The organism is Mycobacterium simiae (assembly GCF_008370645.1).
In the GTDB taxonomy this organism is placed as follows: domain Bacteria; phylum Actinomycetota; class Actinomycetes; order Mycobacteriales; family Mycobacteriaceae; genus Mycobacterium; species Mycobacterium simiae_A.
On record NZ_VTZN01000001.1, the window covers coordinates 41486 to 66934 of the forward strand.

Below are 25449 nucleotides of genomic sequence, written 5' to 3' on the forward strand. Positions count from 1 at the left end.
TCTTGCGAACGTTCCTTCCGTATCTGTCCGGACGCCGTGCTCAGTAGCGCCCGAAGGCGAGCGCCACGTTGTGGCCGCCGAACCCGAACGAGTTGTTGACTGCATAGCGGAACTCACCGTAGCGAGGTTCACCCGCAACAACATCAAGGTCGATCTCGGGGTCAGGGGTTTGGTAGTTCAGTGTGGGCGGGATAACGCCGTCCCGTAACGTCAGCACCGTCAGCACAGATTCGAGGGCCCCGACCGCGCCGATGGAGTGGCCAAGCGCCGACTTCGGCGCGTATACCGCAGCATGCTCGCAACCGGCCACCCGGATGGCGTTGGCTTCCGCGGCGTCGCCGATCGGTGTCGCCGTTCCGTGCGCGTTGATGTGGTCGATGTCCTTGGGGGACAAGCCCGCCAGTTCCAGCGACCGCGTCATCGCCCGCCCCGCACGCACGCCGTCCGCCGCGGGCGCCACCATGTGGAAGGCGTCCGAGGTGATACCGGCACCCATCAACCGAGCCAACGGCTTGGCGCCGCGGGCTTTGGCGTGCTCCTCGGTTTCGAGCAACATCAGGGCTCCGGCCTCGCCGAACACGAATCCGTCGCGGTCTTTGTCGAATGGCCGCGACGCGCGTTCAGGTTCGTCGTTGCGGGTAGACATGGCCCGCATCATCGAAAATGCCGCGATGGGCAGCGCCTCGATCGGACCCTCGACGCCGCCGCAGACGGCGACGTCAGCGTCACCCATGACGATCTGACGCCACGCATGCGCGATGGCCTCCGAACCCGACGAACAGGCAGACACCGGGGTCATCACGCCGGCGCGGGCGCCAAGCTGCAGACCCACGACGGCCGCGGCGCCGTTGGGCATGATCATCTGAACGGCGAGCGGGGACACCTTACGGGGCCCGCCCTCGTTCATCAGGTCGTAACTCTCGACGATCCGCTCAGCACCACCGAGGCCGGTGCCCACCACGACGGTGAACCGGTCCGGATCGACTTCCGGGCTGCCAGCGGACTCCCAGAGGTGTCCGCTGAGCAACTTGGCCATCCGCTGGACGTACGACATGCGCCGCATGTCGAGCCGGCCCATGTGGTTGTCAACCGGGTCCTTGAGATGGCCGCCGATCTTGACCGGTAAGTCCCACTTGGTGACGAATTCGTCTTCAAGGACACGGATGCCGCTCTCGCCGGCCAACAGACCCTTCCACGTGCTCTCGATGTCCGGCGAGACCGACGTCGTCGCTGTGACGGCGGTTACCACAACGCTGGGGTAACCGCCATTAGCAGTGGAAGGCTTGGTCACTTGCTGTCCGCTTCCAGCCTCGCCTTGACGTTGGCAACAGCCTCGGGGTTCTCCGACTCGAGCTTGGCTCGCAGCGCCTCGGCCGCCTCGGGGTTCTCTTCTTCGAGCTTCTGGATGTAGGCCACGACGTCACCGACGGTGCGCAGGCCGGCGAGGTCCTCGTCGGGGATCTTCACGCCGTACTTGTCCTCAGTCTGCACGGCGATCTCCACCATCGACAGCGAGTCGATGTCCAGGTCGTCGACGAACGACTTCTCCGGGGTGACCTCGGACGGCTCGATACCGGTGACCTCTTCGATGATCTCGGCGATACCGGCGATGATTTCTTCCTGACTGACGGCCACAGCTAGCTTCCCTTCGTAATATGTTGTGTATCAATCGAACTGATGTGCATATTGGCTCTAGACGAATCCGTTAAAGGTTTGCTAATTCGTCCAGATCTGCGGGTGACTTGACGGCGCGCGTCGGAACCCCCCGAAGTTCTCGTTTGGCGATACCGGCGAGCGCGCCCGCGGGGGGAAACTCCACGATCGCCGTGACGTTGTGCTCACGCAATGTTGCGGTGCACAGATCCCAGCGCACGGGCTGGGTGAGTTGGGAGACCAGGGTCTCCATGGCCGCGGCCGCGGAAGCGACGGGCTTTCCGTCGTGGTTGGACAACAGCATGGCGGTGGGCTCAGCAGTCGCGATGCCCGAAGCCGCGGCGGCGTACCCCGCCAGGGCCGAGGCCATGAAGTGGGTGTGGAACGCCCCGGCGACGCCCAGCGCGCGGATGCGGGCTTTGGCCGGTGGGTCCTCGGCGAGCTTTTCCAATGCGGTCAGCCGACCGGCGGCGACAATCTGGCCAGCGGCGTTGCGGTTCGCGGGGATCAGGTCGAGCTGGTCGAGGCGACTCAACACCTCGGCCTCGTCGCCACCGAGTACCGCGGACATGCCCGTCGGCTCGGTAGCGCAGGCCTTGGCCATCTCGGCGCCCCGGGTGGCGGCCAGCGCGATGGCAGCGTCGGCGGCCATCACGCCGGCCATCGCGTAGGCTGCGATCTCACCGACCGAGTGACCAGCCACGATGATGTCTTTGCCCACCAGCAGACCCCTCTGCGTCAGCTCCTGGTGAGCCAACAGGGTGGCCGCAACGATCAACGGTTGAGCGACCGCGGTGTCGGTGATCTCGTCAAGAGACGCGGTGGTGCCCAGACGGGCCAGGTCCAGGCCACTGGCCTGCGACCACGAGGCAATCCGGTCCGCCGCGCCGGGCAGTTCTAACCACGGCGAGAGCATTCCCTCGGTCTGGGAGCCCTGTCCGGGCGCAAGAAACGCAATCACGTGTCTAAGAGAACACTGTGGAAACGCATTTGCGCGGTGTAACAGATTATGAACCTCGTCTTAGGTTTTTGTGCATACCCTACAAATTAGCCTCGTAAGCTACGTGTTTGAGATCGTCCCGAGATCTGTGCGGTAGATCACTGTGTACTCCAAACGGGCGGTCACACTCGTTGTGTACCCCTTCTGACCGGGAGCGGAACCACCGCCATCGCGCTGTTACCGACAGCGGAATGGGGCGCCGGATAGTTCAGTTGCCCGACCGTCGCGGCCACCCGCAGGACGTAGGCATCGCGCGGCTGGGTGGGATCACGCCCGGTGAAGTCGGTGATCCGCTTGAGCCGGTACCGAATGGTGTTTGGATGAACGAACAACTTCCTGGCGCAGGCCTCAATCGCGCCGCCACAATCCAGATACGCGTCCAGCGTCTCGGTGAGAGTCGGGCCAGCATCGGCTAGGGGGCGCATCACGTCGGTATGCAACGCCACAATCGCCGACGCATCGCCCATGAGGGCGCGTTCGGGCAGCAACTCTCGGGCCAGGACCGGGCGGGGCGCTCCGCGCCAGCCAGCAACCGCATTCATGCCCGAAATCGCTTCGCTGGCACTGTGATAGGCCGCCGTGAGCATGGGCGCAGTCGGCCCGATCACCACCGGGCCGTCGGAAAAGGCTTCCAGCAGATCCTTCAAAAACTTATCGGTCGGGGACAAGTGGCCGGACACGATCGCCACCAGCCAGGTGCCGTGCACGTCGGTCAGCGCTGCTCGACCGTGCCGGGCGGCGGCATCGCGGACCTCCTGGCTGGCTCGCTCGCTGCCGTCGGAACCGCCGCGTCCTGGTGCCGGAGTTCCCACGACGACTGTTGCCGGCGCGGTCGTGTCCCAGTTCAATGCTGCCGCCCGGGACAGCAGCTCCGGCCCGGTATCGCCGCGGACCACCGCGTCGACCACGCTGGCCTCCATCCGACTGTCCCAGGTACCGCGCGCTTCGGCGGCGTCGGCGTAAGCCGAGGCGGCCGTAAAGGCCAAGTCCCGGCTGTATTTCAAGATGCCCACGGTAAGCGCAGTCAGCTGCTCTTGCGAACGGGCCAGCAGCGGCACCACCTCCTCGAAGAACTCCATGGTGACGCGCACCATGTCGACGGTGTGGCGCAACGCGATGCGTCGGGTCAGGTCCTGAGGCACCAATTCGAATGCCTGGGCGGTGTAGCTGACATCGCTGTGCGGGTCCTGCATCCACTCGACAAAGTTCACCACCGCGGTCTGCACCACCAGCGCCACACTGGCGCGCTGGGACGCCTCCAGGTCGGCGAAGAACGGCAGCCGCTCCTGCATCGCCGAGACCGCCTCGGTAGCTAACCGGCCCGAGTACTGCTTCAACCGCCGCAGCAGTGAATCGGGCACCGTGTCCAGTAGTTCGAGTGGCGACCTAGCAGCTGCGAGTCGCCCAAGCGGCGAGAACTGATTGTCGTTCACCCCTAAAAGCTACGCCTGTTTTCTAGAAGATTCCGCCAAACTCGGTGTGGCGCCGGGCAGCGAACGTGAAGCTGGCTTCACCCACTGCGGCGAACGTGAAGCTAGCCTCACGTTCGGCCCGCTGGCGCGCGCTACGTCGCGGTGCCGGCATCAGCTGCCTGCCCCGGAGCGGCCTGCACGTCATCAATCCGGTACTGACGGGCCGCGGAGACAGCCACCGCCGGGTCGATCTCACCGTCGCGGGCTAGCGCCTCCAACACCGCGACCACCTGAGACTCGGCGTCGGTGTTGAAGTAGCGCCGCGCGGCGGGCCGGGTGTCGGAGAAGCCGAACCCGTCGGTGCCCAGGGTGACATAGGTGCCGGGCACCCAAGGCCGGATCTGTTCGGGGACCGCACGCATCCAATCCGATACGGCCACCACCGGGCCGCTGGTCTCGTCCAGCACCTTCGTCACATAGGCGCGCTGCGCCGGCTGTTCAGGGTGGCGCAGCCGCTTTTTCTCCACAGACACCCCATCGCGGTTCAGTCCGCTCCAGCTGGTCACCGACCACACGTCGGCGGCTACATCCCACTCGGCGGCCAGCATCTCGGCTGCCTTCAGCGCGTCGGGCATCGACACTCCGGAAGCCAGGATCTGCGCCTTGCTGGACCGTGGCTCGGTCGCCGCTCGGTATCGATAGATACCCCGTAGTAGGCCCTCGGGATCGAAGTTCTCCGGTTCGGGTGGCTGCGGGTAAGGCTCGTTGTAGACGGTGATGTAGAAGAACACGTTCTCTGGGTTTTCCCCGAACATCCGCTGTAGGCCGCTTTCCACGATGTAGGCGATTTCGTAGGCGAAGGCAGGGTCATAGGAGATCACCGCGGGATTGGTCGCTGCCAGCAGCAGCGAGTGCCCGTCAGCGTGTTGCAAACCTTCGCCCGTCAGCGTGGTGCGACCGGCCGTAGCACCAAGCAGGAAGCCCCGTGTCAGCTGGTCGGCAGCGGCCCACAGGCCGTCACCGGTGCGCTGGAATCCGAACATCGAATAGAAGATGTAGATCGGGATCATCGGGACGTCGTGCGTCGCATACGACGTGCCGGCCGCGATGAACGAGCCCACCGATCCGGCTTCGTTAATGCCCTCGTGCAGAATATGCCCGGTTTCACTCTCCTTATAGGCCAGCATCAGCTCGGCATCAACCGACTTGTACAGCTGACCCAGGCGGTTGTAGATCTTCAACGACGGGAACCACGAGTCCATCCCGAAAGTGCGGGCTTCGTCAGGAATGATGGGGACGATCCGGGGACCAATCTGCTTGTCGCGTAACAGCTCTTTGAATGTACGCACCAGCGCCATGGTGGTGGCGACTTCCTGGTTTCCTGATCCCTTCCGCAGGGCGGCATAGATATCCCGGCCGGGAAGCTTCAGCGCCGTGGACTTGGTCCGACGCTCAGGCACAAAGCCTCCCAGGGTGCGACGCCGGTCGAGCATGTACCGGATTTCCGGGGCGTCCGAGCCGGGGTGGTAGTACGGCGGCAGGTAGGGGTCTTGCTCGAGCAGAGCATCGCTGACCGGAATCCGCATGGCATCCCGGAAGTACTTAAGGTCTTCTAGGGCAAGCTTTTTCATCTGGTGAGTAGCGTTTCGGCCCTGGAAATGTGCACCCAGCGAGTAGCCCTTGATGGTCTTGGCCAGGATCACCGTCGGCTGACCCTTGTGTGCGATGGCGGCATGGTAAGCGGCGTAGACCTTGCGGTAGTCGTGGCCGCCACGCTTGAGGTTCCAGATCTCGGAGTCGCTCATGTTGGCCACCAGCGCCTTGGTGCGGGGGTCGCGGCCGAAGAAGTGGTCGCGCACGTAGGCGCCGTCGTTGGCCTTGTAGGTCTGGTAGTCCCCGTCGGGGGTCGTGTTCATCAGGTTCACCAGGGCGCCGTCGCGGTCGGCGTGCAGCAGGGCGTCCCATTCGCGGCCCCACACCACCTTGATGACGTTCCAGCCGGCCCCGCGGAAGAACGACTCCAGCTCCTGGATGATCTTGCCGTTGCCACGCACCGGGCCGTCCAGGCGCTGCAGGTTGGCGTTGATCACGAAGGTGAGGTTGTCCAGGCCCTCCAGCGCCCCGATGTGCGCCAGCCCGCGGCTTTCCGGTTCGTCCATCTCGCCATCGCCCAAAAAGCACCACACATGTTGATCGGAGGTGTCCTTGATGCCCCGGTCCTGCAGATAGTGGTTGAACCGCGCCTGATAGATGGCGTTGAGCGGGCCAAGGCCCATCGATACCGTGGGGAATTCCCAGAAGTCGGGCATCAGCCGCGGATGCGGGTAGGAGGGCAAGCCGCCGCCGTGATGGCTGTGCTCCTGGCGGAAGCCGTCCAGCCGGTCGGCGGTCAACCTGCCTTCCAGATACGCCCGCGCGTAAATCCCGGGAGAGGCGTGCCCCTGGATGAATATTTGGTCCCCGCCGCCGGGATGCGATTTGCCGCGAAAGAAGTGGTTGAACCCGACTTCGTAGAGTGCCGCAGACGACGCGTAGGTCGAAATATGGCCACCGACACCCACGCCCGGTCGCTGCGCGCGGTGCACCATGATGGCTGCGTTCCATCGGATCCAGGTCCGGTAGCGACGTTCGACCTCTTCGTCGCCGGGGAACCATGGTTCCAGTTCGGTGGGGATGGTGTTGACGTAATCGGTCGACGTCAGTGCCGGGATGGCGACCCGTTGTTCGCCGGCCCGTTCCAGGAGCCGCAGCAGCAAGTAGCGCGCTCGCGACGGCCCAGAGTGCTCCAGCATCGCGTCGAAGGACTCCAGCCACTCCGACGTTTCCTCGGGGTCGATATCGGGCAAATAAGACGCCACGCCTTCGCGGATGACCCGAACCCGGTCGGGTTCGCTTGCGCTGCTTGGGGTTTTGGCCAAATCGTGGCGGGCGAACTCGGTGGTCAACGCACTACTCCTGTAGTCGGCGGGCTTTCTGCTCACGATGCTGGGGTGCCCGGTACCCCCATCGTGCCGCACCAGCCTCGCGCGCCGATAGCCGCCATCCGCTCGTTGTGCAGGGTCTTTGGAGCTGGTGCGTTCGCGCGAACTCAAGTGGGGTGCGTCGCCGACAGCTGACGGCGCGACCCGGTAACGTCACTAGCCGTGCTCATCGGATGGCGTGCCGTCCCTCGCTGGCACCTGGGGAGATTCCCCAGGCGAGGTGCCCAGGCGCTCGGGTGTATCGCGGTGCTGCTGATGGGAATCTTGGGATGTACCAGCGTCACCGAAGGTACCGCCACCCCCGACACGAAGGTGGCGCCGGCCTACCGGTCGTCGGTGTCGCTGTCGCTGTCGGCCTCATCGGCCACGTCCAGTATCCGCGAGTCGCAACGGCAGCAGTCGCTGACAACCAAAGCCATTCGCACCTCCTGCGATGCGCTTGCCACCACAAGCCGAGACGCTATCGATAAAGTGAACGCCTTTGTTGCTGCCTTCAATGCCGGCCGCAACACCGGCCCGACCGAGGGGCCGGCCATCGAAGCCCTCAACAACAGCGCCTCGGCTGTTAGCGGCAGTTTCACTGACGCCTTGTCGGCGCAGATGCGGGATGCGCTCAACTCCTATGCCGACGCGGCGCAGTCGGTGGCGACCGCTATTGGCACGCATGCGCCGACCGGTGAGTTCAACAGGCGCGTCGACCAACTCAATGACACCAAGACCAAGGCGTTGAAACTGTGTATGGCCGCCTTTTGAGGCGGCCTCATTGCCGCGATGGTGTTTATGCGACGATAGTGCGCATCGCACATCGGGCGGATGGCTAAGGGAGGTTCCACGGTGGTCGCGGCGGATCACGCCCCGAGCTACGCTCGCAAACTGGGCATCCAACGAGACCAAGTCGTCCAGGAGTGGGGCTGGGACGAAGACACCGACGATGAAATCCGGGCAGCGGTTGAGGAAGCCTGCGGCGGCGAGCTGCTGGATGAAGACACCGACGAGGTCGTGGACGTCGTTCTGCTGTGGTGGCGCGACGGCGACGGAGATTTGGTGGACACCCTGATGGATGCGATCAGCCCGCTCGCCGAAGACGGCGTCATTTGGGTGTTGACGCCCAAGACCGGCCGGCCCGGTCACGTGTTGCCCGCCGACATCGCAGAAGCGGCACCGACCGCCGGGCTGATGCCTACGTCGTCGGTCAACCTCGGCGACTGGAGCGCCAGCCGATTGGTCCAGCCGAAGTCGCGAGCTGGGAAACGCTGATGCTTGACGTGGGGGACACCGCTCCGGATTTCACGCTGCGCGACCAGAACCAACAACGCGTCACGCTCAGCGACTACCGCGGCGCCAAGAATGTGCTGCTGGTTTTCTTCCCGCTGGCATTCACCGCGATATGTCAGGGCGAACTCGATCGGCTGCGTGACCACCTGCCGCAGTTCGACAACGACGACAGTGCCGCGTTGGCCATCTCGGTGGGCCCGCCGCCTACCCACAAGGTCTGGGCGGCGCAAAGCGGGTTCCTGTTTCCGGTGTTGTCGGATTTCTGGCCGCACGGCGCGATCACGCAGGCGTACGGGGTGTTCAACGATAAGGCCGGTGTGCCCAATCGCGGTACCTTTGTGATCGACCGGTCGGGGATCATCCGGTTCGCGGAGATGAAGCAGCCGGGTGAGGCCCGTGATCAGCGGCTGTGGGCCGATGCGATCGCAGCGCTAAGGGCTTGAGAAGTCCTGACCGGTTTGGGTGGATGGCCTTCGGCCGGGTAGCCTGCGGCGGGCACGGGGCGCGTAGCTCAGTGGTAGAGCTCTGGTTTTACACACCAGCGGTCGGCGGTTCGATACCGTCCGCGCCCACCAAGTCATTGCAGCTTTGCGAGAATAGGTCGCCACAGGCCGACCCCCCTGGCCGTCGTGGGTGGTTGCGCATTAGCCGCCGACGAGCGCGCGGGCATCTTTCATCAACAGCATCAGGTGCCTCTTGGAGGTGATTGGGCGATGCGCGGTCGCGCAGGTAACCGTTAAGGCTGGGTTCGCCGCAGTCGATATCGTCGGCCTCGCCGATCTGGCGTGGCGTGCTGTAACCGCTCACGCGTCAGCATCGAAAATGGACTGCTCGGCGAACAGCCTCTCTAGGCGCGGTTTGTGTGACACTGGCCGGTCCAATACCGCCAGAAACTCGGCCCATGCGGCGTCGTCGAGCACGGCCAGCCTCAGATCAGCGCCAGATTCCGTGCGTCAGCGTGGCGGACAGCATCAAGGGGAACGGACTGGTCGAGTGTCGCGAACCGGCCACCGTTGGCGGTCGCGAGGGCCAGCAGATATGCGTCGGTCACTTGGCGATGCCCGTGCAATCGGGAATAGTCGATCAGCTCGCCATCGAGCAGACTCACCGAGCACGGCCAGTACTCGTGATGTGCGGTGGCGGCCGCGCGGGCCAACCTACCGATCGCTTGTGAAGGGTGGACCGGGCTCGGATATCGAGGCTGGCTGATGATTCGTACGAAGCCGTTTTGAGTTATCGCGCACGATGCCCAGCCGTAGACGATCTCGGCACTAATCCATCGGCGAACACGTTCGTGGTCGACGTGATCGCGGTCGAGCAATGCGATGAGCACGTTCACATCCAGTAGGGCGCGCGTCACACCGCTTCCTCGTCACGTAGCCGGTCGACGAGGGCACTGGACACCGCCCGCCCCCGGTGTTCGAAGGGTTCGAAGCCGTAGAAGCTTTGCGTTCCCCTGTACGTATCGGCGTTCTGCTGCTGCTGCGTCAGCGCCTGCCGAGCAAGGTCGGACAGAACTTTGCCGGCGGTGCGGTTTTCGCGGCGGGCGCGTTCCTTGACCGCGAGTAAGACGTCATCATCCAATGACAGCGTGGTGCGCATACATCTGATGTTAGTGCATCAATTCGGGCGCGACTGCTCCCGCGGAACGAGGGTTGGCTCGTGAGGACAGAATCTGAGGAGACACATAAGGGTGCAGCCAAAGATGAACTGGCGAGCCGACTACTTTGCCGCGAACGGTTCCTGCGATCGTTCGTCCGCGGCATCGTCCGTTGCCGGCTGATACGTTCAGCGGAACAACAGCCAAATTGGCGTTTGCCACCAACCTGACCGGTGAGTGCCGCGCAGGTCCGTCCTGGGCGCCGAGAACCCAGGGCGTTCGTTGTCCGTGACAAGCCGCGTATGGCAGTGTCGTGGGGGTGGGTGACCAACCTGGTTTTCAGAGCGACAGCGCGGCACGGCAGTCAGTGGGGCGGACAACACCGCCGGTGCGGCCGCTGTCGTCGGACCAGCAGCCGGCGACCAAGGCGGACCTATATGCGGCTGTGGATGCAATGCGCGCCGACATGCGCGAGCTGCTAGACCAGATCAGCACGCTGATCAAAGAAGCAAACAAGAAATAGTCTTCGAACGTGAGGCCGTTTCGCATCAATGTGGCCGATGGTGTTCTCGACGATCTGCAAACTCGTCTGGCACGCACCCGGTGGCCTGAAGCCGAGTGCGTGGACGACTGGAGCCAGGCATTCCGCCGGGATACCCCCGCGATCGGGCGCGCGCGAGTCCGCGCTGAACCGCTTTGACCAGTTCATCACCGACATCGACGGGTTGGACATTCATCTCATCCATCAGCGTTCGCCGCACGACGATGCTTTCCCGCTGGTGATCACGCATGGCTAGCGTCGGGCTCGGACTCAGACCCTCGATGCCCTAGTAACCGGAGAATCAAGCAGCTCGGGCCTATCGGTCGCACTCGTGAATTTGTCCGGGTTCCGTCTGTCAGGAGACCTGCGCTCACCCGACGCGCCGAGATCGACGCCAGCGCGGAGAAGTGCGAGAAGGTGTGACGCTAATGTCGATCTCGGCGCAAGGACGGCGATCTCCACCCTCGACGAACTTACGAACCTCACTACTTGGCCGGTGGGGCAGCCGCATCAGCCGATCCGCGCCGCTGTGCTCGATCGTGCGGTCGGCGAGCGGCTCCGACCATGCCTCGAAGGAGTGGTGGATGCTGGCCGCGTAATTCGTCCTCGTCATTACGCTGATCGTCCTTGTGGTGGTGTAGCCGCGGTTAGTCCGGCCAAAAGCGGGCACCGAAGTCAGATGAGTCAACCTTCACCCCCACCTCCTGACCCGCCCAACCTGTCGCCGAAAGGCAAATGGGGCGTGGCGCCATCCATGAGTCCGCTCATGACGCGGGCCGCGGACAAATCCAATCGTGTCCCACTGCTGTGGTGGGCGTTGGCCGCGCTGGTCATCCTCGTCATCGTGCTCGCCATCGCCTTCATGGTGTAACCGTTCGCCGGTGGCGCCGCGTATGAGACGCTGCCGGGGTGGTGGCGTGGATACGACAGGCCCGCATCGTCGGCGTGCTAGCCGGCTACCTGGCCGACCTGCTGCTGGCCGACCCGAATCGAAATCATCCGGTCGCCGCGTTCGGGCAGGTGGCCGCGAAATTGGAGCAATTCACCTACCGTGACAGCCGAGTTGCCGGCGCGGTGCACGCGGGCGCGTTGGTCAGCGCGGTCGGCCTGTTGGGCGCGTCCCTGCAGGCGGGTGGCGGCAGGGCGCGGTCCGTGCTGGCCGCGGCGATCGCTACGTGGATCTCGCTGGGCGGAACCTCGCTGGCGCGCACTGGCCTGGCGATGGCCGAGCTGTTGGAGCGCGGCGACATCGACGCGGCACGCAGGCTGCTGCCCGCGCTGTGTGGGCGTGACCCGGCTCGGCTGGATGTGCCCGGCTTGACTCGCGCGGCGCTGGAGTCGGTGGCAGAGAACACCTCCGACGCCCAGGTGGCACCGTTGCTCTGGGCGGCGGTCGGTGGCGTACCGGCGGTGCTGGGATACCGCGCTATCAACACGTTGGACTCGATGATCGGCTACCGCTCGCCGCGGTATCTCCGATTCGGTTGGGCCGCAGCGCGATCGGATGACCTGGCTAACTTCGTCGGTGCGCGCGCCACCGCGGCGCTAGTGGTGATCTGCGCGCCGGTGGCCGGCGGATCAGCGCTGGGCGCGATGCGAGCCTGGCGGCGCGACGCCGCCCGGCATCCCAGCCCGAACGCCGGCGTCGTGGAGGCAGCCTTCGCCGGAGCGTTGGGCGTGCGGCTCGGCGGGCCCACCCAGTACCGCCATGGGCTGCAGATCCGGCCCACCCTGGGCCACGGCCACCAACCTACGGTGATCGATCTTCGTCGCGCAGTGGCGCTATCGCGGGCGGTGCAGGCCGCGGCGGCCTTGTGCGCTGCGGTTTTGCTCTACCGGCGGCGGCCGTAGCGATCGGCGAGCTTGTCCTGGACGCTCATCGGCTCGGCTGCCGGCGGCGCAGCCTGCTTCTCCTTGCGGCGTGCCCGCAGTTCGGCGTAGGCGAAATAACCTAATCCGATCGGCGCCAGGATGCCGAACGCAATCCACTGAATGCCATAGGACAGAAATGGTCCGGCATCTAACTGCGGAACGCCGATCACTCCTAAGCCGCCGGGCTGGTCTTCGACCAACTGCAGATACGAGCCCGCCAGCGGGACGTCGGTCAACGACGAGATCTGTCCGGTGCTGATCGAATAGACCTGCTGGAAACCGTCTCTGGTGAATGGCTCCTTGCCTTGGACAGCGGGTTCGGAGTCACGCAGTCGCGCGGTGATGGTCACGGTGTGGTCTGGGGGGCGGGAGATCGGGGGAACGTGAGAGCCCGGTTCGGGCCGCACGTATCCCCGGTCGACGAGCACGGTTGGCCCGTCGTCGACGGCGAACGGGGCCAACACCTCAAAGGCCGGGCTGCCCTCGACCACGCGCAATCGGGCCAGCACCTGAACATCCGGTAGGTAATGCCCGGTCGCCGTCACCTTGCGCCACTGCGCACTTGGAGCCGATGAATCATGTTGTGGCAAAAGCATTTTCAGTGAAACGGGCGGAGTGTTCAGCGAATAGTCGATCTGGTGGTTCTCGCGGGAAGTCCTGGTGTTCTTTCCCAGCTGCCACGGCGCAAGCACCGTGAAACACAGGTAGGTGAACGCGACGACCACCAGGACCAGCGCTATCCACCCCGGCCGCAGCAGGAAGGTCAGGCTTGGAATCCTTCTGGGCATCATCCGGATCCGTTCTGTGCCAGTTGCTTGTCCACCCAATCGTGCAGGCCGGGCAGGGCCGCCTCAATGACGGCGAGAACCTGTTCGAAGTCGTCGAGCTTTCCGTAGTAAGGATCCTCCACGTCGAGGGTATGAACGCCCGACCGCGGGTCGAATGAACGCAGCATCCGAAGGCGGCCGTCCTCGACACCAAGCTGACGCAACAGCCGAGCGTGGTTGCGGCCCAACGCAACCACCAGATCAGCAGCCAAATGTTCTGGACTGATCTGGGCGGCGCGATGTTCGGTGGGGTAGCCGTGGGCATGCAGGACCTGCCGGGCCCGCTCGTCAACCCCATTGCCGACGTGCCAGTTGCCGGTACCGGCACTGGTCACCCGCACGGCGTCGCCCAGCTCACGCACCTTCAGCTGGTGCGCGAACATCTTTTCGGCCATCGGCGAACGGCAGATGTTGCCGGAACAGATGAAGGTGACGTGCAGCGTCGGGTCAGACACCCAGTGCCTCCCGCAGCTCGTCGACGGTGCGGGCATGCCTCACGTCGAAGGTGTTGTCGGCGAAGTCGGCCTGCCCGTACCCCCAGCCGACCACGACGGTGTCGACGCCGTGTGCTGCCGCCCCCTCTACGTCGTGACTGCGGTCACCAACCATGAGCACGCGCTCCGGCAGCGGCTGCAGCTGTGCGAGTGCGTGGCCTAGCACTTCGGTCTTGCTGCGGCGTGATCCGTCACGGCTGGCCCCGGCGACGACCTCAAAATGCTGCTCCAGCCCAAAATGCGTCAGGATGCGCCGCGCCGTTGGCTCCAATTTGGATGTCGCCACAGCCAGCCGCACGCCGGCGGCGCGCAGATCGGCCAGCAGCGGCACTATCCCGTCGAACACGGTATTCATGGCCCAGCCGCGGGACCCATACTCGGCGCGGAAAGCCGCGATCGCGTCCTCGAGGCGATCGCCGAGTTCCATCGCGCGGAACGTCTCGTCCATCGGCGGGCCGACGATGTGGGCGGCCAGGTCGCCGTCGGGAACAGCGGCACCGATGTGATTGAGCGCGTGGCGGAAGCTGGCCACGATTCCATGTGCCGAATCGGTCAGGGTGCCGTCGAGATCGAAGATCACCAGTTGCGGGGTCCCGTCGACGCGGCGCTTTGCGGGGCTGGGGTCGGCTGCAGTCGAACCTGTCACGGTTCCCATTGTCGTTGATGCTGCGGGCTGACTACCGGCGGGATTGTCCTGAACCGCCGGATGCCCGCCTGGAATCAGCGCGCACTAGTGTTTCCCTGATGGCAGGTTCGGATCACAGCGCGTCGACGTGCTGCGCGGCGGCGCGCTATCACGGTGACCAAGCCGCTGCGCCCGGCATGCTGGATTTCGCCGTCAATGTCCGGCATGCGCGCCCGCCGCAGTGGCTGGTTGATCATCTGGCCGCCCGGCTGCCTGAGCTGGGCCGCTACCCCAGCCTCGACGAGGTGCGCCTGGCGCAAATCGCGGCAGCCGATCGGCACTGCCGAAGCCGCGATGAGGTGGTGCCGCTGTCCGGGGCAGCTGAAGCCTTCGCGTTGTTGAGCAACCTGCGCCCGGCGCAGGCGGCGATTATCGCTCCCGCGTTCACCGAGCCGGCTGTGATGCTTTGCACGGCCGGCATCCCGGTCCACCATGTTGTGCTGCCGCCGCCGTTCACCTTGGATCGCGTGCAGGTGCCCGACGATGCCGACCTTGTCGTGGTGGGCAATCCGACCAACCCGACCTCGGTGTTGCACACTCGCGAGCAACTGTTCGCGTTGCGCCGACCGGGACGGATTCTGGTAGTCGATGAAGCGTTCGCGGATGCCATTCCCGGGGAGTCGCAGTCGCTGGCCGGGGACGCACTGCCCGATGTGTTGGTATTGCGCAGCCTGACCAAGACGTGGTCGTTGGCTGGCTTGCGGGTGGGCTACGCCCTTGGCCCCCCAGACCTGCTGGACCGGCTAACCGCGCAGCGTGCGCACTGGCCGGTGGGCACGCTGCAACTAGCGGCCATCGCGGCGTGTTGTGCTCCCGAAGCGGTGGCCGAGGCTGCCGCCGATGCATTGCGGTTGGCGGTATTGCGTACGGAGATGACGCGTGGCCTCAAGTCGGTGGGCGCCAGGGTGGTCGACGGCTGCGCACCTTTTGTGTTATTCAGTCTGCCGGATGCCGTGGCAATTCGGAAGAATCTGCAGAACAAGGGAATTGCGGTGCGCCGCTGCGACACGTTCGTCGGGCTCGACGATCGGTATCTGCGTGCGGCGGTACGCGCCGAGTGGCCGCAGTTGGTGCAGGCCCTCGCTTGCGGGCGTAACGGGAGGCGACGGTGAGTGCGCGGCTGGCCGACGTCATCGAGGTGCTGGATCAGGCATATCCGCCGCGACTGGCCGAGTCGTGGGATTCGGTGGGCCTGGTGTGCGGTGATCCTGGGGACGTGGTGGACTCGGTGACCGTCGCGGTGGACGCGACGCCGGCGGTCGTCGACGACGTTCCCAACGGGGGCTTGTTGCTGGCCCATCATCCGCTGCTGTTGCGGGGCGTCGACACGGTAGCCGCCAGTACGCCCAAGGGCGCACTGGTGCATCGCTTGATCCGTTCGGGTAGCTCGCTGTTCACCGCGCACACCAACGCCGACGCGGCGTCACCGGGTGTCTCCGATGCGCTGGCACACACTCTGGGCCTGGCCGTCGAAGCCGTGCTTGACCAGTGGCCCGGTGCCGCCGATCTCGACAAGTGGGTCATCTATGTGCCGGACGAGCATGCGGGCATGGTGCGGGCAGCCGTTTTTGAGGCCGGCGCCGGACACATCGGCGACTATTCGCGTTGCAGCTGGAGCGTTACCGGCACCGGACAGTTCCTGCCCGGCGATGGGGCGTCGCCGGCAATCGGCAGCGTCGGCACCGTCGAGCGGGTGACAGAAGCGCGGGTGGAGGTCGTCGCACCCGCGTGGAAGCGGGCTGCAGTGTTGGCGGCAATGCGAGCCGCGCACCCCTATGAGGAGCCGGCATTCGATATTTTCGCGCTGGTTCCGCCGCCGGCCGAGCTCGGGTTGGGCCGCATTGGCTCGCTGCCCCGGCCGGAACCGCTGCGCGACTTCGTTTCCCGCGTCGGCCTCGCGTTACCTCAGACGTGCTGGGGAGTACGGGCGGCGGGCAATCCCGACCTGATGGTGTCGCGGGTCGCGGTCTGCGGCGGCGCGGGTGACTCGTTGTTGGGCGCTGCGGTGGCGGCGGACGTGCAGGCCTATGTCACGGCTGATTTGCGTCACCATCCCGCCGACGAGCACTGCCGGTCCTCCCAGGTGGCTTTGATCGACGTCGCGCATTGGGCAAGCGAATTCCCGTGGTGTGGCCAGGCGGCACAGGTGCTGCGGTCCCATTTCGGCGATTCGCTGCCGGTGCGGGTGTGCACCATCCGTACCGACCCGTGGAACGTAGCAACACGACCTGGAGATCAATCATGAAAGCCGAAGCAGCGCAGCAACGTTCGCTGTTAGAGGTGGCGAAGCTCGATGCTGAGCTGTCGCGTATCGCTCATCGGGCCACGCACCTGCCACAGCGCGCGGCCTATGCGCGGGTGCACATCGAGCACGGCGCCGCCAGTGACCGGCTGGCTGGCATGCGAATCGCGTTGGAGGACTTGGATGCGCAGGTGTCGCGCCTGGAGGCAGAGATTGACGCGGTACGCAAGCGCGAGGAGCGAGACCGGTCGCTGCTCGCCTCGGGCGCTACCGATGCAAAGCAGCTGACCGATTTGCAGCACGAGCTGGAGACGCTGGAACGGCGTCAAGCCAACCTGGAAGATTCGCTGCTCGAGGTGATGGAGCGGCGCGAGGAGCTGCAGGCCCAAGAGACGGGCGAGTCAGCGGCGCTGGAGAAGCTGCGGGACGAGGTGGCCGATGCCCAGCAGGCCCTCGACGCCGCACTGGCCGAACTGGACCAGTCCCGTCGAGAGCACTCGTCGAGACGTGAGACACTCAGTGCAGCACTGAATCCCGAGCTTTCGACGCTCTACGAACGGCTACGCGCCGGAGGAGGACCGGGCGCGGGGCCGTTACAGGGGCACCGGTGTGGTGCCTGCCGGATCGAGATCGGCCGCGGCGAGCTGGCCCGCATCTCGGCGGCCGCCGAGGACGACGTCTTGCGGTGTCCAGAATGTGGTGCGATCCTGCTGCGGGTCAAGGACTTCGAGCTGTGAAAGTCATCATTGAAGCCGATGGCGGGTCGCGCGGAAACCCGGGGCCGGCCGGATACGGTGCGGTGGTGTGGAGCGCGGACCGCTCCACCATCCTGGCCGAGAGCAAGCGGGCAATTGGTCGGGCTACCAACAACGTTGCCGAATACCGTGGTCTGATCGCCGGTTTGGACGACGCCGTGCAGCTAGGAGCAACCGAGGCAACAGTCCTGATGGATTCCAAGCTGGTGGTCGAGCAAATGGCTGGGCGCTGGAAGGTCAAGCACCCGGACCTGGTGGCGCTGCATGCTCAGGCCCAGGCGCTGGCCAGGCGGTTCCGTCGGATTAGCTATAGCTGGGTGCCGCGGAGCAGAAATGCGCACGCTGATCGGTTAGCCAACGAAGCGATGGACGCCGCGGCTGACAACAATCGGTTGGGGGAAAACAATGCTGTAGCGGTCGTTTCAGTTGCCGACCCCCCGCAAGTGTCTGCGGCGGAGTCGCCGGCGGCTCCCGGATGGACCGGAGCGCGCGGGGCGGCCACCCGGCTACTTTTGTTGCGGCACGGGCAGACGGAGTTGTCGGTGCAGCGCCGTTATTCCGGGCGCGGCAATCCGGAGCTGAACGCCGTGGGTCGGCGGCAGGCTGGCCTGGCGTCGCAGTATCTCGCGCAGCGCGGCGGGATCGTCGCCGTGGTCTCCTCGCCGCTGCAGCGGGCCTATGACACGGCGAGGACGGCCGCCAGGGCGCTGGGTCTGGACGTGACAGTCGATAACGACTTGGTGGAGACGGACTTCGGGGCTTGGGAGGGAATGACTTTCGCCGAGGCCGCCGAGCGCGATCCGGAGCTGCACCGGCGCTGGCTGCGCGACACCGCCACCACCCCGCCGGGCGGTGAGAGCTTCGACGATGTGCTGCAGCGGGTCATCAGGGGGCGTGACCGCATCATCGCCGAATACGGAGGTGCCACAGTGCTGGTGGTCTCACATGTCACACCGATCAAGATGTTGTTGCAGATGGCCCTGGGTGTCGGTTCGAGCGTTTTGTACCGGCTGCACCTTGATCTGGCGTCGCTGAGCATCGCCGAGTTCTATTCCGACGGAGCGTCTTCGGTGCGGCTGGTCAACCAGACCGGCTATCTCTAACCAGAACGAGCTGGTGCACCGGCGCCGGAGGAGCCAACGGCCCCGGCGGTGGCGGCGGCCGACCACGCCTGCTATGCGGTTGTGCGTCAAACTCAGAAGTCATCGCAACCTCCTGCTGCAAAATTTGAATAAAACCTCAGTTGCGAGCCGTGTCTCAGTTAGGATGATTCTGAGTGGATCCTCAATATTGAGATACTGTGAGGATGGCCATATCGAGGGTGGACAGGAGATAGGCGTGGATGGTGCCGACCAGCCGCTCAACCGTCAGGAACGGCGCAAACAGAACACTCGCGCGGCGCTGATCAAAGCTGCGCAAGGATTTATCGCCGCCGGCAAAGTCAACGTTCCGGTGCAAGACATCAGCCAAGCTGCCGATGTCGGCGTCGGGTCGTTCTACAACCACTTCGAGAGCAAAGAAGCGCTCTTTCAAGCGGCGGTCAACGAAGTCCTCGATGCGCACGGGGCGCTTCTTGACGCATTGACGACCGCGGACGAGGATCCTGCCGAGATGTTCGCGCGCAGTTTCCGGCTGACCGGGCGAATGTTTCGGCGGCGCTCGGACGAGAGCGGTGTCGTCTTGGCATATGGGCTGGCTTTGATCACGTCTGACCGTGGCTTGGGCCCACGTAGCAAGAGGGACATCGCCGCAGCGGCTGCAGCCGGCCGTTTCGACGTGGCGGACCCGGAACTAGCGATGGCGATCGCCGCGGGGGCGCTGCTGGGCCTCGGTCAACTTCTACGGGCGCAGCCGGAGCGTGACGACGCCCAAGCGACAGATCAGATCGCCGAAAGCCTGCTGCGGCTATTCGGCATGCCCGCCGACGCAGCCCACCGCCTGTGCGTCAAGCCGTTGCCGTTCTTTGCGGACCTCGACGGCGCGGATTCGGCGGGTTGAGCGATGCGCGTTCAGCCGAGCCGGGTCGTGGCGAGGTGTGCCACACGTGCCGATCACGGTGCCGGCTTGCCGGTCGCTAACGGTGGTGATGGCTTGGTCACCCACCGGGCTACCGCGGTCGTGGGTAATCAACGTGAATTCGCCGATCCCCAACGCGTCGAGTAGCGCGCCAAGCTGTTCTGCGACCCCACCCTGGCGGTAATCGCCGCTGCGCTTGTCGGACTGGCCATCGCCTTTGAGGTCGACGGCCAGGCAACCGCAGCACGCGAGAACGACACCACGGGGACCGTCGCCCATCGTCATCTCCTCTCGGACTGTGTGTTATTGCCGTTGCGGGAAAACAAAAATCGGGGCATTGCGTCGCACAGCGGGCCAAGCTGGCGGCCAGCCCGCAGCACGGTGCGATCCGGCCGGACTATCGCCGCCTTGACACCGCCGCGTCGTAACCAACGCGCAAGTTCGCTTGCTGGCGGGGCGTTGACGATGGTTGCCCCGCGTCGAAGGACCTGCTCGCGCTGAAGCGAGTTGACAGGTCGGGTGGTGACCAGGGCGAACCCATTACCAAGTACCGAGTCGAGCCGGGCGCCTCCCGGCAGCAGAGCATTAGGACACAGTTTTCCCGCCCGTAGCCGGCCACTGAATCTCTTGTGCGCCAATACGCTACTGGATAGGGCCGGGGTTCGGCTAGTGGTAATGAGGGTCCGCGCTCCGGGAATGAGATGCGCTCGGGGAACCACCGCTGCACGGACGGCATTGCCGATCCGGCCGCCGGCTGTCATGGACCATCCCATTGCCACGGCTAGTCTAATCATTTTCTTGGCGTGCGGTTTTCGCTCTGCTTCGTAACTATCAAGCACACTGGTCGGAAGGTCTTGCGTCACGACGCCGGCCAATTTCCAGGCCAGATTCGCCGCGTCCCGCAGACCAGCTCCCATGCCTTGGCCAATGAATGGCGGAGTCAGATGCGCGGCATCACCGAGCAGGAAGACGTTGTGCTTGCGCCACCTGCTGGCAACGCAGGCCCGAAACGTGTATTCAGCCACGCGCACCAAGGTCAACTCCTCGGCTGAGATGCCGCTGACCCAAGGGGAAATCAGCGGATAGAGGTGCTCGACGGTGTCGAAATCGGTTGCGGTCTCCGATGTCCGGAGTTGAAACTCCCACCGGTAGCGGTTGTCGCCGATCCGCATGTAGGTGGCTGCCCGTTCTGGACTGCAGACCTGGTACACGCCATCCCAAAGGTTGAGATGGGCATCGGTTGCCACATCGACGACGAGCCAGCGCTGGTCGAAACGAAAGCTTTCCATCGCGGCGCCGATCGCGGTGCGGACAACGCTGTTCGCGCCGTCACACCCCAGGAGGTAGCTGGCCTCGACTACGTCCTGCTCACCGGTAAGGCGATCGGTGAACGTGACGTGCACACGGCCGGTCCCATGCTGACGGATGTGGACTACCTCCGTGTTTCCGCGGAGCTGGACACAGTTGTATCTGTTGAGATTCCAGCGCAACAGCTCCTCGAGTACCGGTTGTTCGAACATGTTGGCCGGTGGGAAGCCGTGTATGCTGCGCGCCGGATCGCGATCAATTTGAGCAAGAGTTTTCAGGTCGGGATCAACAAGCCGCGCGCCCAGCGCCGGCCGCGAGATCGCAGTGAATTCGTCGTTGATGCCGAGCCGCGCGATGATCCGCCTGGTCTCGTCGTCAAGGTGTACCGCTCGCGGCTGCGGGTACACGGTTTCCCACCGGTCGAGCACTAAGGACGGTATACCGTACTGGGCGAGCAACGTAGCCGCGGTGATTCCGGTGGGGCCGGCACCGACGATGACTACGGGCAAAGCATCGTCCGATGGTGAGTTCATTGATACCTCACCTCTGTTCGTTGGGTACCGAGGTCGATGGTGCCCTCGGCGGTGGCCACCGTAGCCTCGACGATGTCGCCGTCGTGCAGGTACTTGCTGTTGTTGGCTTGCTGCCGGAAAAAGACTTTCCATTTGAACGCCGACGGCAGCAGGGAACTGATAACTTGGACCGGCTTCGCCGGAGCGCTGAGCGCGGTACCTTCCGGAGTTCCGGTCAGCACGAGATCTCCGGGTTGGAGTTGCTGAAATCGTGCCAACGCCTGCAGAGCTTGCAGCGGCGAGTAGATCATATCGCCGGCTACTTGCATGTCTTGGCGCAGTTCGCCGTTGACCCGCAGTCGCAGGCGCAGATCGCCGAAGCGCTTGAGCTCGTTGGAGTCCAGCAGCACCAGCGCGGGCCCGACGGGAGTGAATGTCGGATACGACTTTGCTTCGTAAAACTGGGTCTTGGGAAGCTGGATGTCGCGCGCTGACACGTCGTTAGCGATTACCAGGCCGGCAACATAGTCGGACCAGTTGTCGGTCGTGACGGTACTGCCAACGGGTAACGGTCGGCCGATAACCAAACCGATTTCGACCTCGTAATCCAAGAATCGAACGTGCTCTGGCTTGACGATGTCGTCGAACGGCCCACTGATCGAACCAGATGCTTTGCGGAAGAAGGTCAGCGGAATCGACTTCGGGTCCATGCCGGAGTCTTTAACGTGCGAGGCGAAGTTGGTCATCTGGGCCACCACCCGGCATGGCGCCGTGACCGGCGAGACCAGGTGCAGGGTCTCGACGGGCACGGCGTCGCTGCTGGCCGCTGCGGCGTCCGGGTTCGACAGGGTCGCTCGATCTGCCAACAACTCGCCGGTGGTGGCGGCGTTGGTTGCGATTCTGGCGGCGCCACTGGGAGTTTGCACCCACCAGGCCTCTGCGGTACGCAGGATGGCGATGCTCATGAGTTGGCTGCCTTGATCATGCCCAGCAAGCGTTGGGAATCGAACTCGTTGTCGGCGCGCAGCGCGCGGATGATCGAAAGTGCTTCCCGTGGTAATGATTTGAGATTGGTGCCGAGGAAATCTCGGCTCGCACGCGGCCCCCATTGCGCAAGTCCGGACGCGGCGAACGGCGCCCAACCGGGTTCGAGGGTGCAGTCGAACACGTCTCCGTCGGTGAAGTGTTCGACCAGGAACCCGTCCGGGTCACGCCAGTAGTCGAAGAGTTGGCTGCCCTGGATGTGGCGGCCGATACCCCATGATCGGCGATAACCGCATTGGGTCAGGTACTCGCCGCCGGCGGCCAACGCGTCCAGGTCGCAAACCTGATAGGCAGAATGCACATAGCGGTTGGCTGGCCCCAAAACGAGGGCCAATGTGTGGTGATCGGTCGGAGTCATGCCCCGGTCGCAGCGGATGAAGCTCATGGTCGGTCCCTGATCGCGCTGACTCGGGTAGAACAGGAAGTCGCTGACGATCAGCCCCAGCGTGTTGAGATACCAGTCGAGTGTCTCCAGGTATGTCGGGGTCTGCAGGACCAGATGCCCCAAGCGTTGCACGGTAGCTGGTCGGCGTGACGGCCGCTGTGTGGCGTTGACGCGATGCAACTCGTGCCCCGTGTTGAGGGGGTGCGGCGTCTGCACCGGCAACGGATCTAGCTGGTCAGTGTCGGCCAGCACGCGAACTGTGAGTCCGCCCGGATCTGTCAGGTCGACGCAGCTTCCGCCGAGAGCTTGGGGCAGTCGTCGAGGCTGACATCCGGTCGCTTCGGATAGTCGCAGCAGGTCGCCTTCGTCTGGAGCGGTGAACGCCACTCCGACCAATCGGGACCGGTGGCCGCGCCGGATCAGAACGCACGGCGCTCCCGCATCAGCGCCTCGCAGATGCAGCTCATCGGGGGTGCGCGCGGAAATAGCGAAGCCGAACGCCTCAGCAAAAGCCGCGGCGCGGCTAAGATCGGGCTTCTCGAACTCGAGCCACGCGACGTCGTGGACCTTGATCACCGGGTTGCGCGAGCGACCCGGGTGCTCTCCTTTGCCGGGGCCGTGCTCACTGTGCAGGTCGTTGTGTGCGGCGAGATCGAATGTCACGAAGGAACCTCCCGAGGCATATTCTGACGATATCCTCATTCAAGAATGTATCATCAGTCAAGATGAACAAAAATTCATAACTTGAGTACCATCGGGCCCAGGCGTCGACGAGTCGCCGAGGTAGCGGATACGGCGGACATCGCTGAGGGGAAAGCCCGCTCAGTGCGCCAGTGGTCTTTTCAGTTGTTGTGGGGCTTGCATCAGCGCCTGGGTGGGCGGCGCAGTGCTCTCGGTCAGCGCGAGGACATCGCGCTCGGTGGGCCGGCAATCCACGAGCTTGCCGGCGAGGTTGAGCACGGTGGTGTTGCCCTTGAGTTCGGCGGTCCAGTCGCCGACGGGGTGCCGCCGCCCCAAGCCACTTGACGTACGTCCAGCGCCGGGTCGACCCGACGGGTCAGGACCACCACATCGTGGTCGCGGACGCCAAGGTCGTCGCGATTCGCCGACCCAGCAATCCGCTGCCATCGGCCAGCACTACCTTCATCAGCAGAGCCCGCTGGGGATCCCGCGGGCCGGCGTCGTCTCTTGCCCGGGCATTGCCTGCGGGTAGGGAACCCGATAGGGGATGCCCTGCGGCAGCTGGGTCACCGGGTCCGGATTCAGTCCGGTAGTCCCCAGCAACACATTGGGTATGCACTGCGGCAGCTTCGGTACGGCATCCAGCACCGGGTGATCCAAGTTGGGGCGCGACGGGTTGGGCGGGGAGGCGAAATTGAATGTCGACGTCATATCGCCGACCGTGCCGTCGCGCCAGGCGGTTTGGTTGGGAACCGGCACGCCAAACCGTTTGGCGATCAATTTCAGTTGCGAGGTGTGGTCGAGCACGTCATGGACCATCAGCGGGCCGCGGCTGTAGGGCGAGATGACGAAGCACGGGACGCGAAAGCCCAAACCGATGGGTCCACGTATGCCTCCGGATCCACCGACCGAGTTGATGTCGGGCACCGTCAGATACTCACCGGGTGTACCCGGCGGCGCGGTGGGTGGAGTGACGTGGTCGAAGAAGCCGCCGTTTTCGTCATAGGCGACGATTAGGGCGGTCTTTTCCCATACCGCCGGGTTCGACAGCAGGATCCTCATCAGTTGCACGATGCCGATGGCGCCGACGGCCGGCGGGAATGCGGGATGCTCGGACACGGGGGTGTTCGGAACCACCCAGGAAACCTGCGGCAGCCTGTTGGCCCTGACGTCAGCGGCGAAGTCGTGGGGGTAGGTCGGGGCAATGCCGAAGCGAGCCAAATCTGAGCGCGGATTCTGGGCTTGCTTGAAATACATCATTATTCGGTCGTAGGTGTAGTTGAAGTAGTTGCTACCGATTGCCCCGAGACTCTTGTTGCGATACAGCTTCCAGCTGACGCCCGCCGCGTTCAGATTCTCCGGCATGGTGGTCCAGCTGAACTGGCCGATCGGTTCGGCGGCGGGGCTGGTGAGCTGCGGCCCACCGTTAGTGCCGGCGGGGTCTATCGAGGCGCTGATCCAATAGAGCCGGTTGGGCAGGGTGGGACCCAACACTGAGCAGAAGTACCGATCGCAGATGGTGAAGGTGTCGGCCAGCAAGTAGTGAATCGGGATGTCTTTGCGGGTGTAGTAACCCATCACCGTGGGGACGTTCCCGCTAATCGGGCTGTTGCCGACCTGCGCTGGTAGCCAGTTGTCGTTGGCGCCGTTGTTCCAGGACTTGTGCATCCCTGTCCAGGAGTGATCGGGGTCGTTGAGGCACTGGCCGTCAAGGACGAGCCGGGTGGTGTCGAAGCGATAGGGGATCGTGATGCCCGCGGGATCGAGTTGCTGCGTCTGCGGGTTCCAGCCCTTTTGCTGGAATGCGGGTGAGGCAGTGTTGAAGCCGTCGGTGGCCGACAGCGTTCCGAAATAGTGGTCGAACGATCGATTCTCCTGGAGGAACAACACAATGTGCTCAATGTCGGACAAATGCCCTGAGCACGGCCCGGCTCCGTACGCTTTTTCGATAACGGGACCGGCGAAGGACATTAGCGCGCCGGTACCGCCGGCGGCGACTTTGGCCAAGAACACTCGACGGGAGATTCCGCCGAGGGGGCCTTCGCTCACTGTGACGCCCTCCTGTTGCGCATTGCGCTCACCGTATATTTGCGAGGTTGACTATTTGCGACACGCCGACCGGCGTGTCGGTGCGAGTTTTCGCTATTGCCGAGCAGAGTGCGGTCA

At 64.5% G+C, this 25449-nt stretch carries 26 protein-coding genes, 1 tRNA gene and 2 pseudogenes; 13 read left to right on the forward strand and 16 right to left on the reverse strand.

Annotation, left to right across the window (positions count from 1 at the left end):
* Positions 1-40 precede the first annotated feature (40 nt).
* The 5 genes from kasA to aceE all read right to left on the reverse strand — a co-directional run bounded on the left by kasA (position 41) and on the right by aceE (position 7010).
* Positions 41-1291, reverse strand: coding sequence for a 3-oxoacyl-ACP synthase KasA (kasA, locus tag F0Q45_RS00215; protein WP_149651973.1), 1251 nt, complete (start codon positions 1289-1291; stop codon positions 41-43).
* Positions 1288-1635 carry a meromycolate extension acyl carrier protein AcpM gene (acpM, locus tag F0Q45_RS00220; protein ID WP_149651974.1) on the reverse strand — a complete coding sequence of 116 codons (348 nt, stop codon included), beginning with the start codon at positions 1633-1635 and terminating at the stop codon, positions 1288-1290. The genes kasA and acpM overlap by 4 nt, the downstream gene beginning before the upstream one ends.
* A gap of 70 nt (positions 1636-1705) precedes the next feature.
* The gene (locus F0Q45_RS00225; protein ID WP_149651975.1) at positions 1706-2614 is read right to left on the reverse strand and encodes an ACP S-malonyltransferase; all 909 of its coding nucleotides are present in this window, start codon (positions 2612-2614) and stop codon (positions 1706-1708) included.
* Positions 2615-2775: 161 nt separating this feature from the next.
* Positions 2776-4086 (reverse strand): PucR family transcriptional regulator, encoded by a 1311-nt coding sequence (locus F0Q45_RS00230; RefSeq protein ID WP_149651976.1) that lies wholly within the window; start codon positions 4084-4086, stop codon positions 2776-2778.
* 131 nt (positions 4087-4217) lie between these two features.
* On the reverse strand, positions 4218-7010 hold the full coding sequence (aceE, locus tag F0Q45_RS00235; protein WP_149652059.1) for a pyruvate dehydrogenase (acetyl-transferring), homodimeric type: 2793 nt from the start codon (positions 7008-7010) through the stop codon (positions 4218-4220).
* A 198-nt stretch (positions 7011-7208) separates the two neighbouring features.
* Here aceE and F0Q45_RS00240 point away from each other — a divergent pair, with 198 nt between their 5' ends.
* The 4 genes from F0Q45_RS00240 (at position 7209) to F0Q45_RS00255 (ending at position 8896) form a co-directional block, all read left to right on the forward strand.
* Positions 7209-7799, forward strand: a complete 591-nt coding sequence (locus F0Q45_RS00240) for a hypothetical protein (RefSeq protein WP_149651977.1) — start codon at positions 7209-7211, stop codon at positions 7797-7799.
* 81 nt (positions 7800-7880) lie between these two features.
* Positions 7881-8303 (forward strand): DUF3052 domain-containing protein, encoded by a 423-nt coding sequence (locus tag F0Q45_RS00245; RefSeq protein WP_188112729.1) that lies wholly within the window; start codon positions 7881-7883, stop codon positions 8301-8303.
* Positions 8303-8764, forward strand: coding sequence for a peroxiredoxin (locus F0Q45_RS00250; RefSeq protein WP_149651979.1), 462 nt, complete (start codon positions 8303-8305; stop codon positions 8762-8764). The genes F0Q45_RS00245 and F0Q45_RS00250 overlap by 1 nt, the downstream gene beginning before the upstream one ends.
* A gap of 57 nt (positions 8765-8821) precedes the next feature.
* Positions 8822-8896: transfer RNA gene (locus tag F0Q45_RS00255), tRNA-Val, on the forward strand.
* Positions 8897-9124: 228 nt separating this feature from the next.
* On the opposite strand, the pseudogene F0Q45_RS30055 reads toward F0Q45_RS00255, so the two are convergent.
* From F0Q45_RS30055 to F0Q45_RS00270, 3 genes and pseudogenes are all read right to left on the reverse strand, one after another.
* Positions 9125-9259 (reverse strand): annotated as a pseudogene (locus F0Q45_RS30055) (type II toxin -antitoxin system TacA 1-like antitoxin); the annotation flags it as partial.
* Positions 9250-9681 carry a TA system VapC family ribonuclease toxin gene (locus F0Q45_RS00265; RefSeq protein WP_149651980.1) on the reverse strand — a complete coding sequence of 144 codons (432 nt, stop codon included), beginning with the start codon at positions 9679-9681 and terminating at the stop codon, positions 9250-9252. The pseudogene F0Q45_RS30055 and the gene F0Q45_RS00265, both read right to left, overlap by 10 nt.
* Complete coding sequence (locus F0Q45_RS00270) at positions 9678-9923, reverse strand: ribbon-helix-helix domain-containing protein (RefSeq protein WP_149651981.1); 246 nt, start codon at positions 9921-9923, stop codon at positions 9678-9680. Before F0Q45_RS00270 ends, F0Q45_RS00265 begins: the two co-directional genes overlap by 4 nt.
* Before the next feature lie 311 nt (positions 9924-10234).
* Here F0Q45_RS00270 and F0Q45_RS00275 point away from each other — a divergent pair, with 311 nt between their 5' ends.
* The 3 genes and pseudogenes from F0Q45_RS00275 (at position 10235) to F0Q45_RS00285 (ending at position 12313) form a co-directional block, all read left to right on the forward strand.
* Complete coding sequence (locus F0Q45_RS00275) at positions 10235-10444, forward strand: hypothetical protein (RefSeq protein ID WP_188112727.1); 210 nt, start codon at positions 10235-10237, stop codon at positions 10442-10444.
* Between the two features lie 9 nt (positions 10445-10453).
* Positions 10454-10715 (forward strand): annotated as a pseudogene (locus F0Q45_RS00280) (epoxide hydrolase N-terminal domain-containing protein); the annotation flags it as partial.
* 656 nt (positions 10716-11371) lie between these two features.
* On the forward strand, positions 11372-12313 hold the full coding sequence (locus F0Q45_RS00285) for a cobalamin biosynthesis protein (RefSeq protein WP_149651983.1): 942 nt from the start codon (positions 11372-11374) through the stop codon (positions 12311-12313).
* Here F0Q45_RS00285 and F0Q45_RS00290 read toward each other — a convergent pair.
* From F0Q45_RS00290 to F0Q45_RS00300, 3 genes are read right to left on the reverse strand one after another with little or no spacing between them, the layout of a single operon-like run.
* Positions 12295-13110 carry an SURF1 family cytochrome oxidase biogenesis protein gene (locus F0Q45_RS00290; protein WP_149652061.1) on the reverse strand — a complete coding sequence of 272 codons (816 nt, stop codon included), beginning with the start codon at positions 13108-13110 and terminating at the stop codon, positions 12295-12297. The genes F0Q45_RS00285 and F0Q45_RS00290 overlap by 19 nt on opposite strands.
* 11 nt (positions 13111-13121) lie before the next feature.
* Entirely contained in the window at positions 13122-13616 is a 495-nt protein-coding gene (locus F0Q45_RS00295; protein WP_149651984.1) for a low molecular weight protein-tyrosine-phosphatase, read from the reverse strand.
* A complete protein-coding gene (locus F0Q45_RS00300) occupies positions 13609-14301 on the reverse strand; it encodes an HAD-IA family hydrolase (protein ID WP_262490805.1) in 693 nt (230 codons plus the stop codon). The genes F0Q45_RS00295 and F0Q45_RS00300 overlap by 8 nt, the downstream gene beginning before the upstream one ends.
* 98 nt (positions 14302-14399) lie before the next feature.
* Here F0Q45_RS00300 and cobC point away from each other — a divergent pair, with 98 nt between their 5' ends.
* From cobC to F0Q45_RS00325, 5 genes are all read left to right on the forward strand, one after another.
* Positions 14400-15452 carry an Rv2231c family pyridoxal phosphate-dependent protein CobC gene (gene cobC, locus F0Q45_RS00305; protein ID WP_149651986.1) on the forward strand — a complete coding sequence of 351 codons (1053 nt, stop codon included), beginning with the start codon at positions 14400-14402 and terminating at the stop codon, positions 15450-15452.
* The gene (locus F0Q45_RS00310; protein WP_149651987.1) at positions 15449-16585 is read left to right on the forward strand and encodes a Nif3-like dinuclear metal center hexameric protein; all 1137 of its coding nucleotides are present in this window, start codon (positions 15449-15451) and stop codon (positions 16583-16585) included. The genes cobC and F0Q45_RS00310 overlap by 4 nt, the downstream gene beginning before the upstream one ends.
* The gene (locus F0Q45_RS00315) at positions 16582-17319 is read left to right on the forward strand and encodes a zinc ribbon domain-containing protein (RefSeq protein ID WP_149651988.1); all 738 of its coding nucleotides are present in this window, start codon (positions 16582-16584) and stop codon (positions 17317-17319) included. The genes F0Q45_RS00310 and F0Q45_RS00315 overlap by 4 nt, the downstream gene beginning before the upstream one ends.
* A complete protein-coding gene (locus tag F0Q45_RS00320; RefSeq protein WP_149651989.1) occupies positions 17316-18440 on the forward strand; it encodes a bifunctional RNase H/acid phosphatase in 1125 nt (374 codons plus the stop codon). Before F0Q45_RS00315 ends, F0Q45_RS00320 begins: the two co-directional genes overlap by 4 nt.
* Before the next feature lie 235 nt (positions 18441-18675).
* Entirely contained in the window at positions 18676-19335 is a 660-nt protein-coding gene (locus F0Q45_RS00325) for a TetR/AcrR family transcriptional regulator (RefSeq protein ID WP_262490806.1), read from the forward strand.
* Here F0Q45_RS00325 and F0Q45_RS00330 read toward each other — a convergent pair.
* Genes F0Q45_RS00330 through F0Q45_RS00345 form a run of 4 tightly spaced genes read right to left on the reverse strand, consistent with a single transcriptional unit; the run spans position 19243 to position 23304 of the window.
* Positions 19243-19632, reverse strand: a complete 390-nt coding sequence (locus F0Q45_RS00330; protein WP_149651991.1) for an alpha/beta fold hydrolase — start codon at positions 19630-19632, stop codon at positions 19243-19245. The genes F0Q45_RS00325 and F0Q45_RS00330 overlap by 93 nt on opposite strands.
* Positions 19633-19634: 2 nt before the next feature.
* Positions 19635-21194 (reverse strand): bifunctional 3-(3-hydroxy-phenyl)propionate/3-hydroxycinnamic acid hydroxylase MhpA, encoded by a 1560-nt coding sequence (gene mhpA / locus F0Q45_RS00335; protein WP_149651992.1) that lies wholly within the window; start codon positions 21192-21194, stop codon positions 19635-19637.
* Complete coding sequence (locus tag F0Q45_RS00340; RefSeq protein ID WP_149651993.1) at positions 21191-22138, reverse strand: fumarylacetoacetate hydrolase family protein; 948 nt, start codon at positions 22136-22138, stop codon at positions 21191-21193. Before F0Q45_RS00340 ends, mhpA begins: the two co-directional genes overlap by 4 nt.
* Entirely contained in the window at positions 22135-23304 is a 1170-nt protein-coding gene (locus tag F0Q45_RS00345) for a VOC family protein (RefSeq protein ID WP_373424888.1), read from the reverse strand. The genes F0Q45_RS00340 and F0Q45_RS00345 overlap by 4 nt, the downstream gene beginning before the upstream one ends.
* Before the next feature lie 42 nt (positions 23305-23346).
* Here F0Q45_RS00345 and F0Q45_RS00350 point away from each other — a divergent pair, with 42 nt between their 5' ends.
* The gene (locus tag F0Q45_RS00350) at positions 23347-23628 is read left to right on the forward strand and encodes a hypothetical protein (RefSeq protein WP_149651995.1); all 282 of its coding nucleotides are present in this window, start codon (positions 23347-23349) and stop codon (positions 23626-23628) included.
* Between the two features lie 120 nt (positions 23629-23748).
* On the opposite strand, the gene F0Q45_RS00355 is transcribed toward F0Q45_RS00350, so the two are convergent.
* The gene (locus tag F0Q45_RS00355; protein ID WP_149651996.1) at positions 23749-25332 is read right to left on the reverse strand and encodes a phospholipase C; all 1584 of its coding nucleotides are present in this window, start codon (positions 25330-25332) and stop codon (positions 23749-23751) included.
* Between the last annotated feature and the right edge of the window lie 117 nt (positions 25333-25449).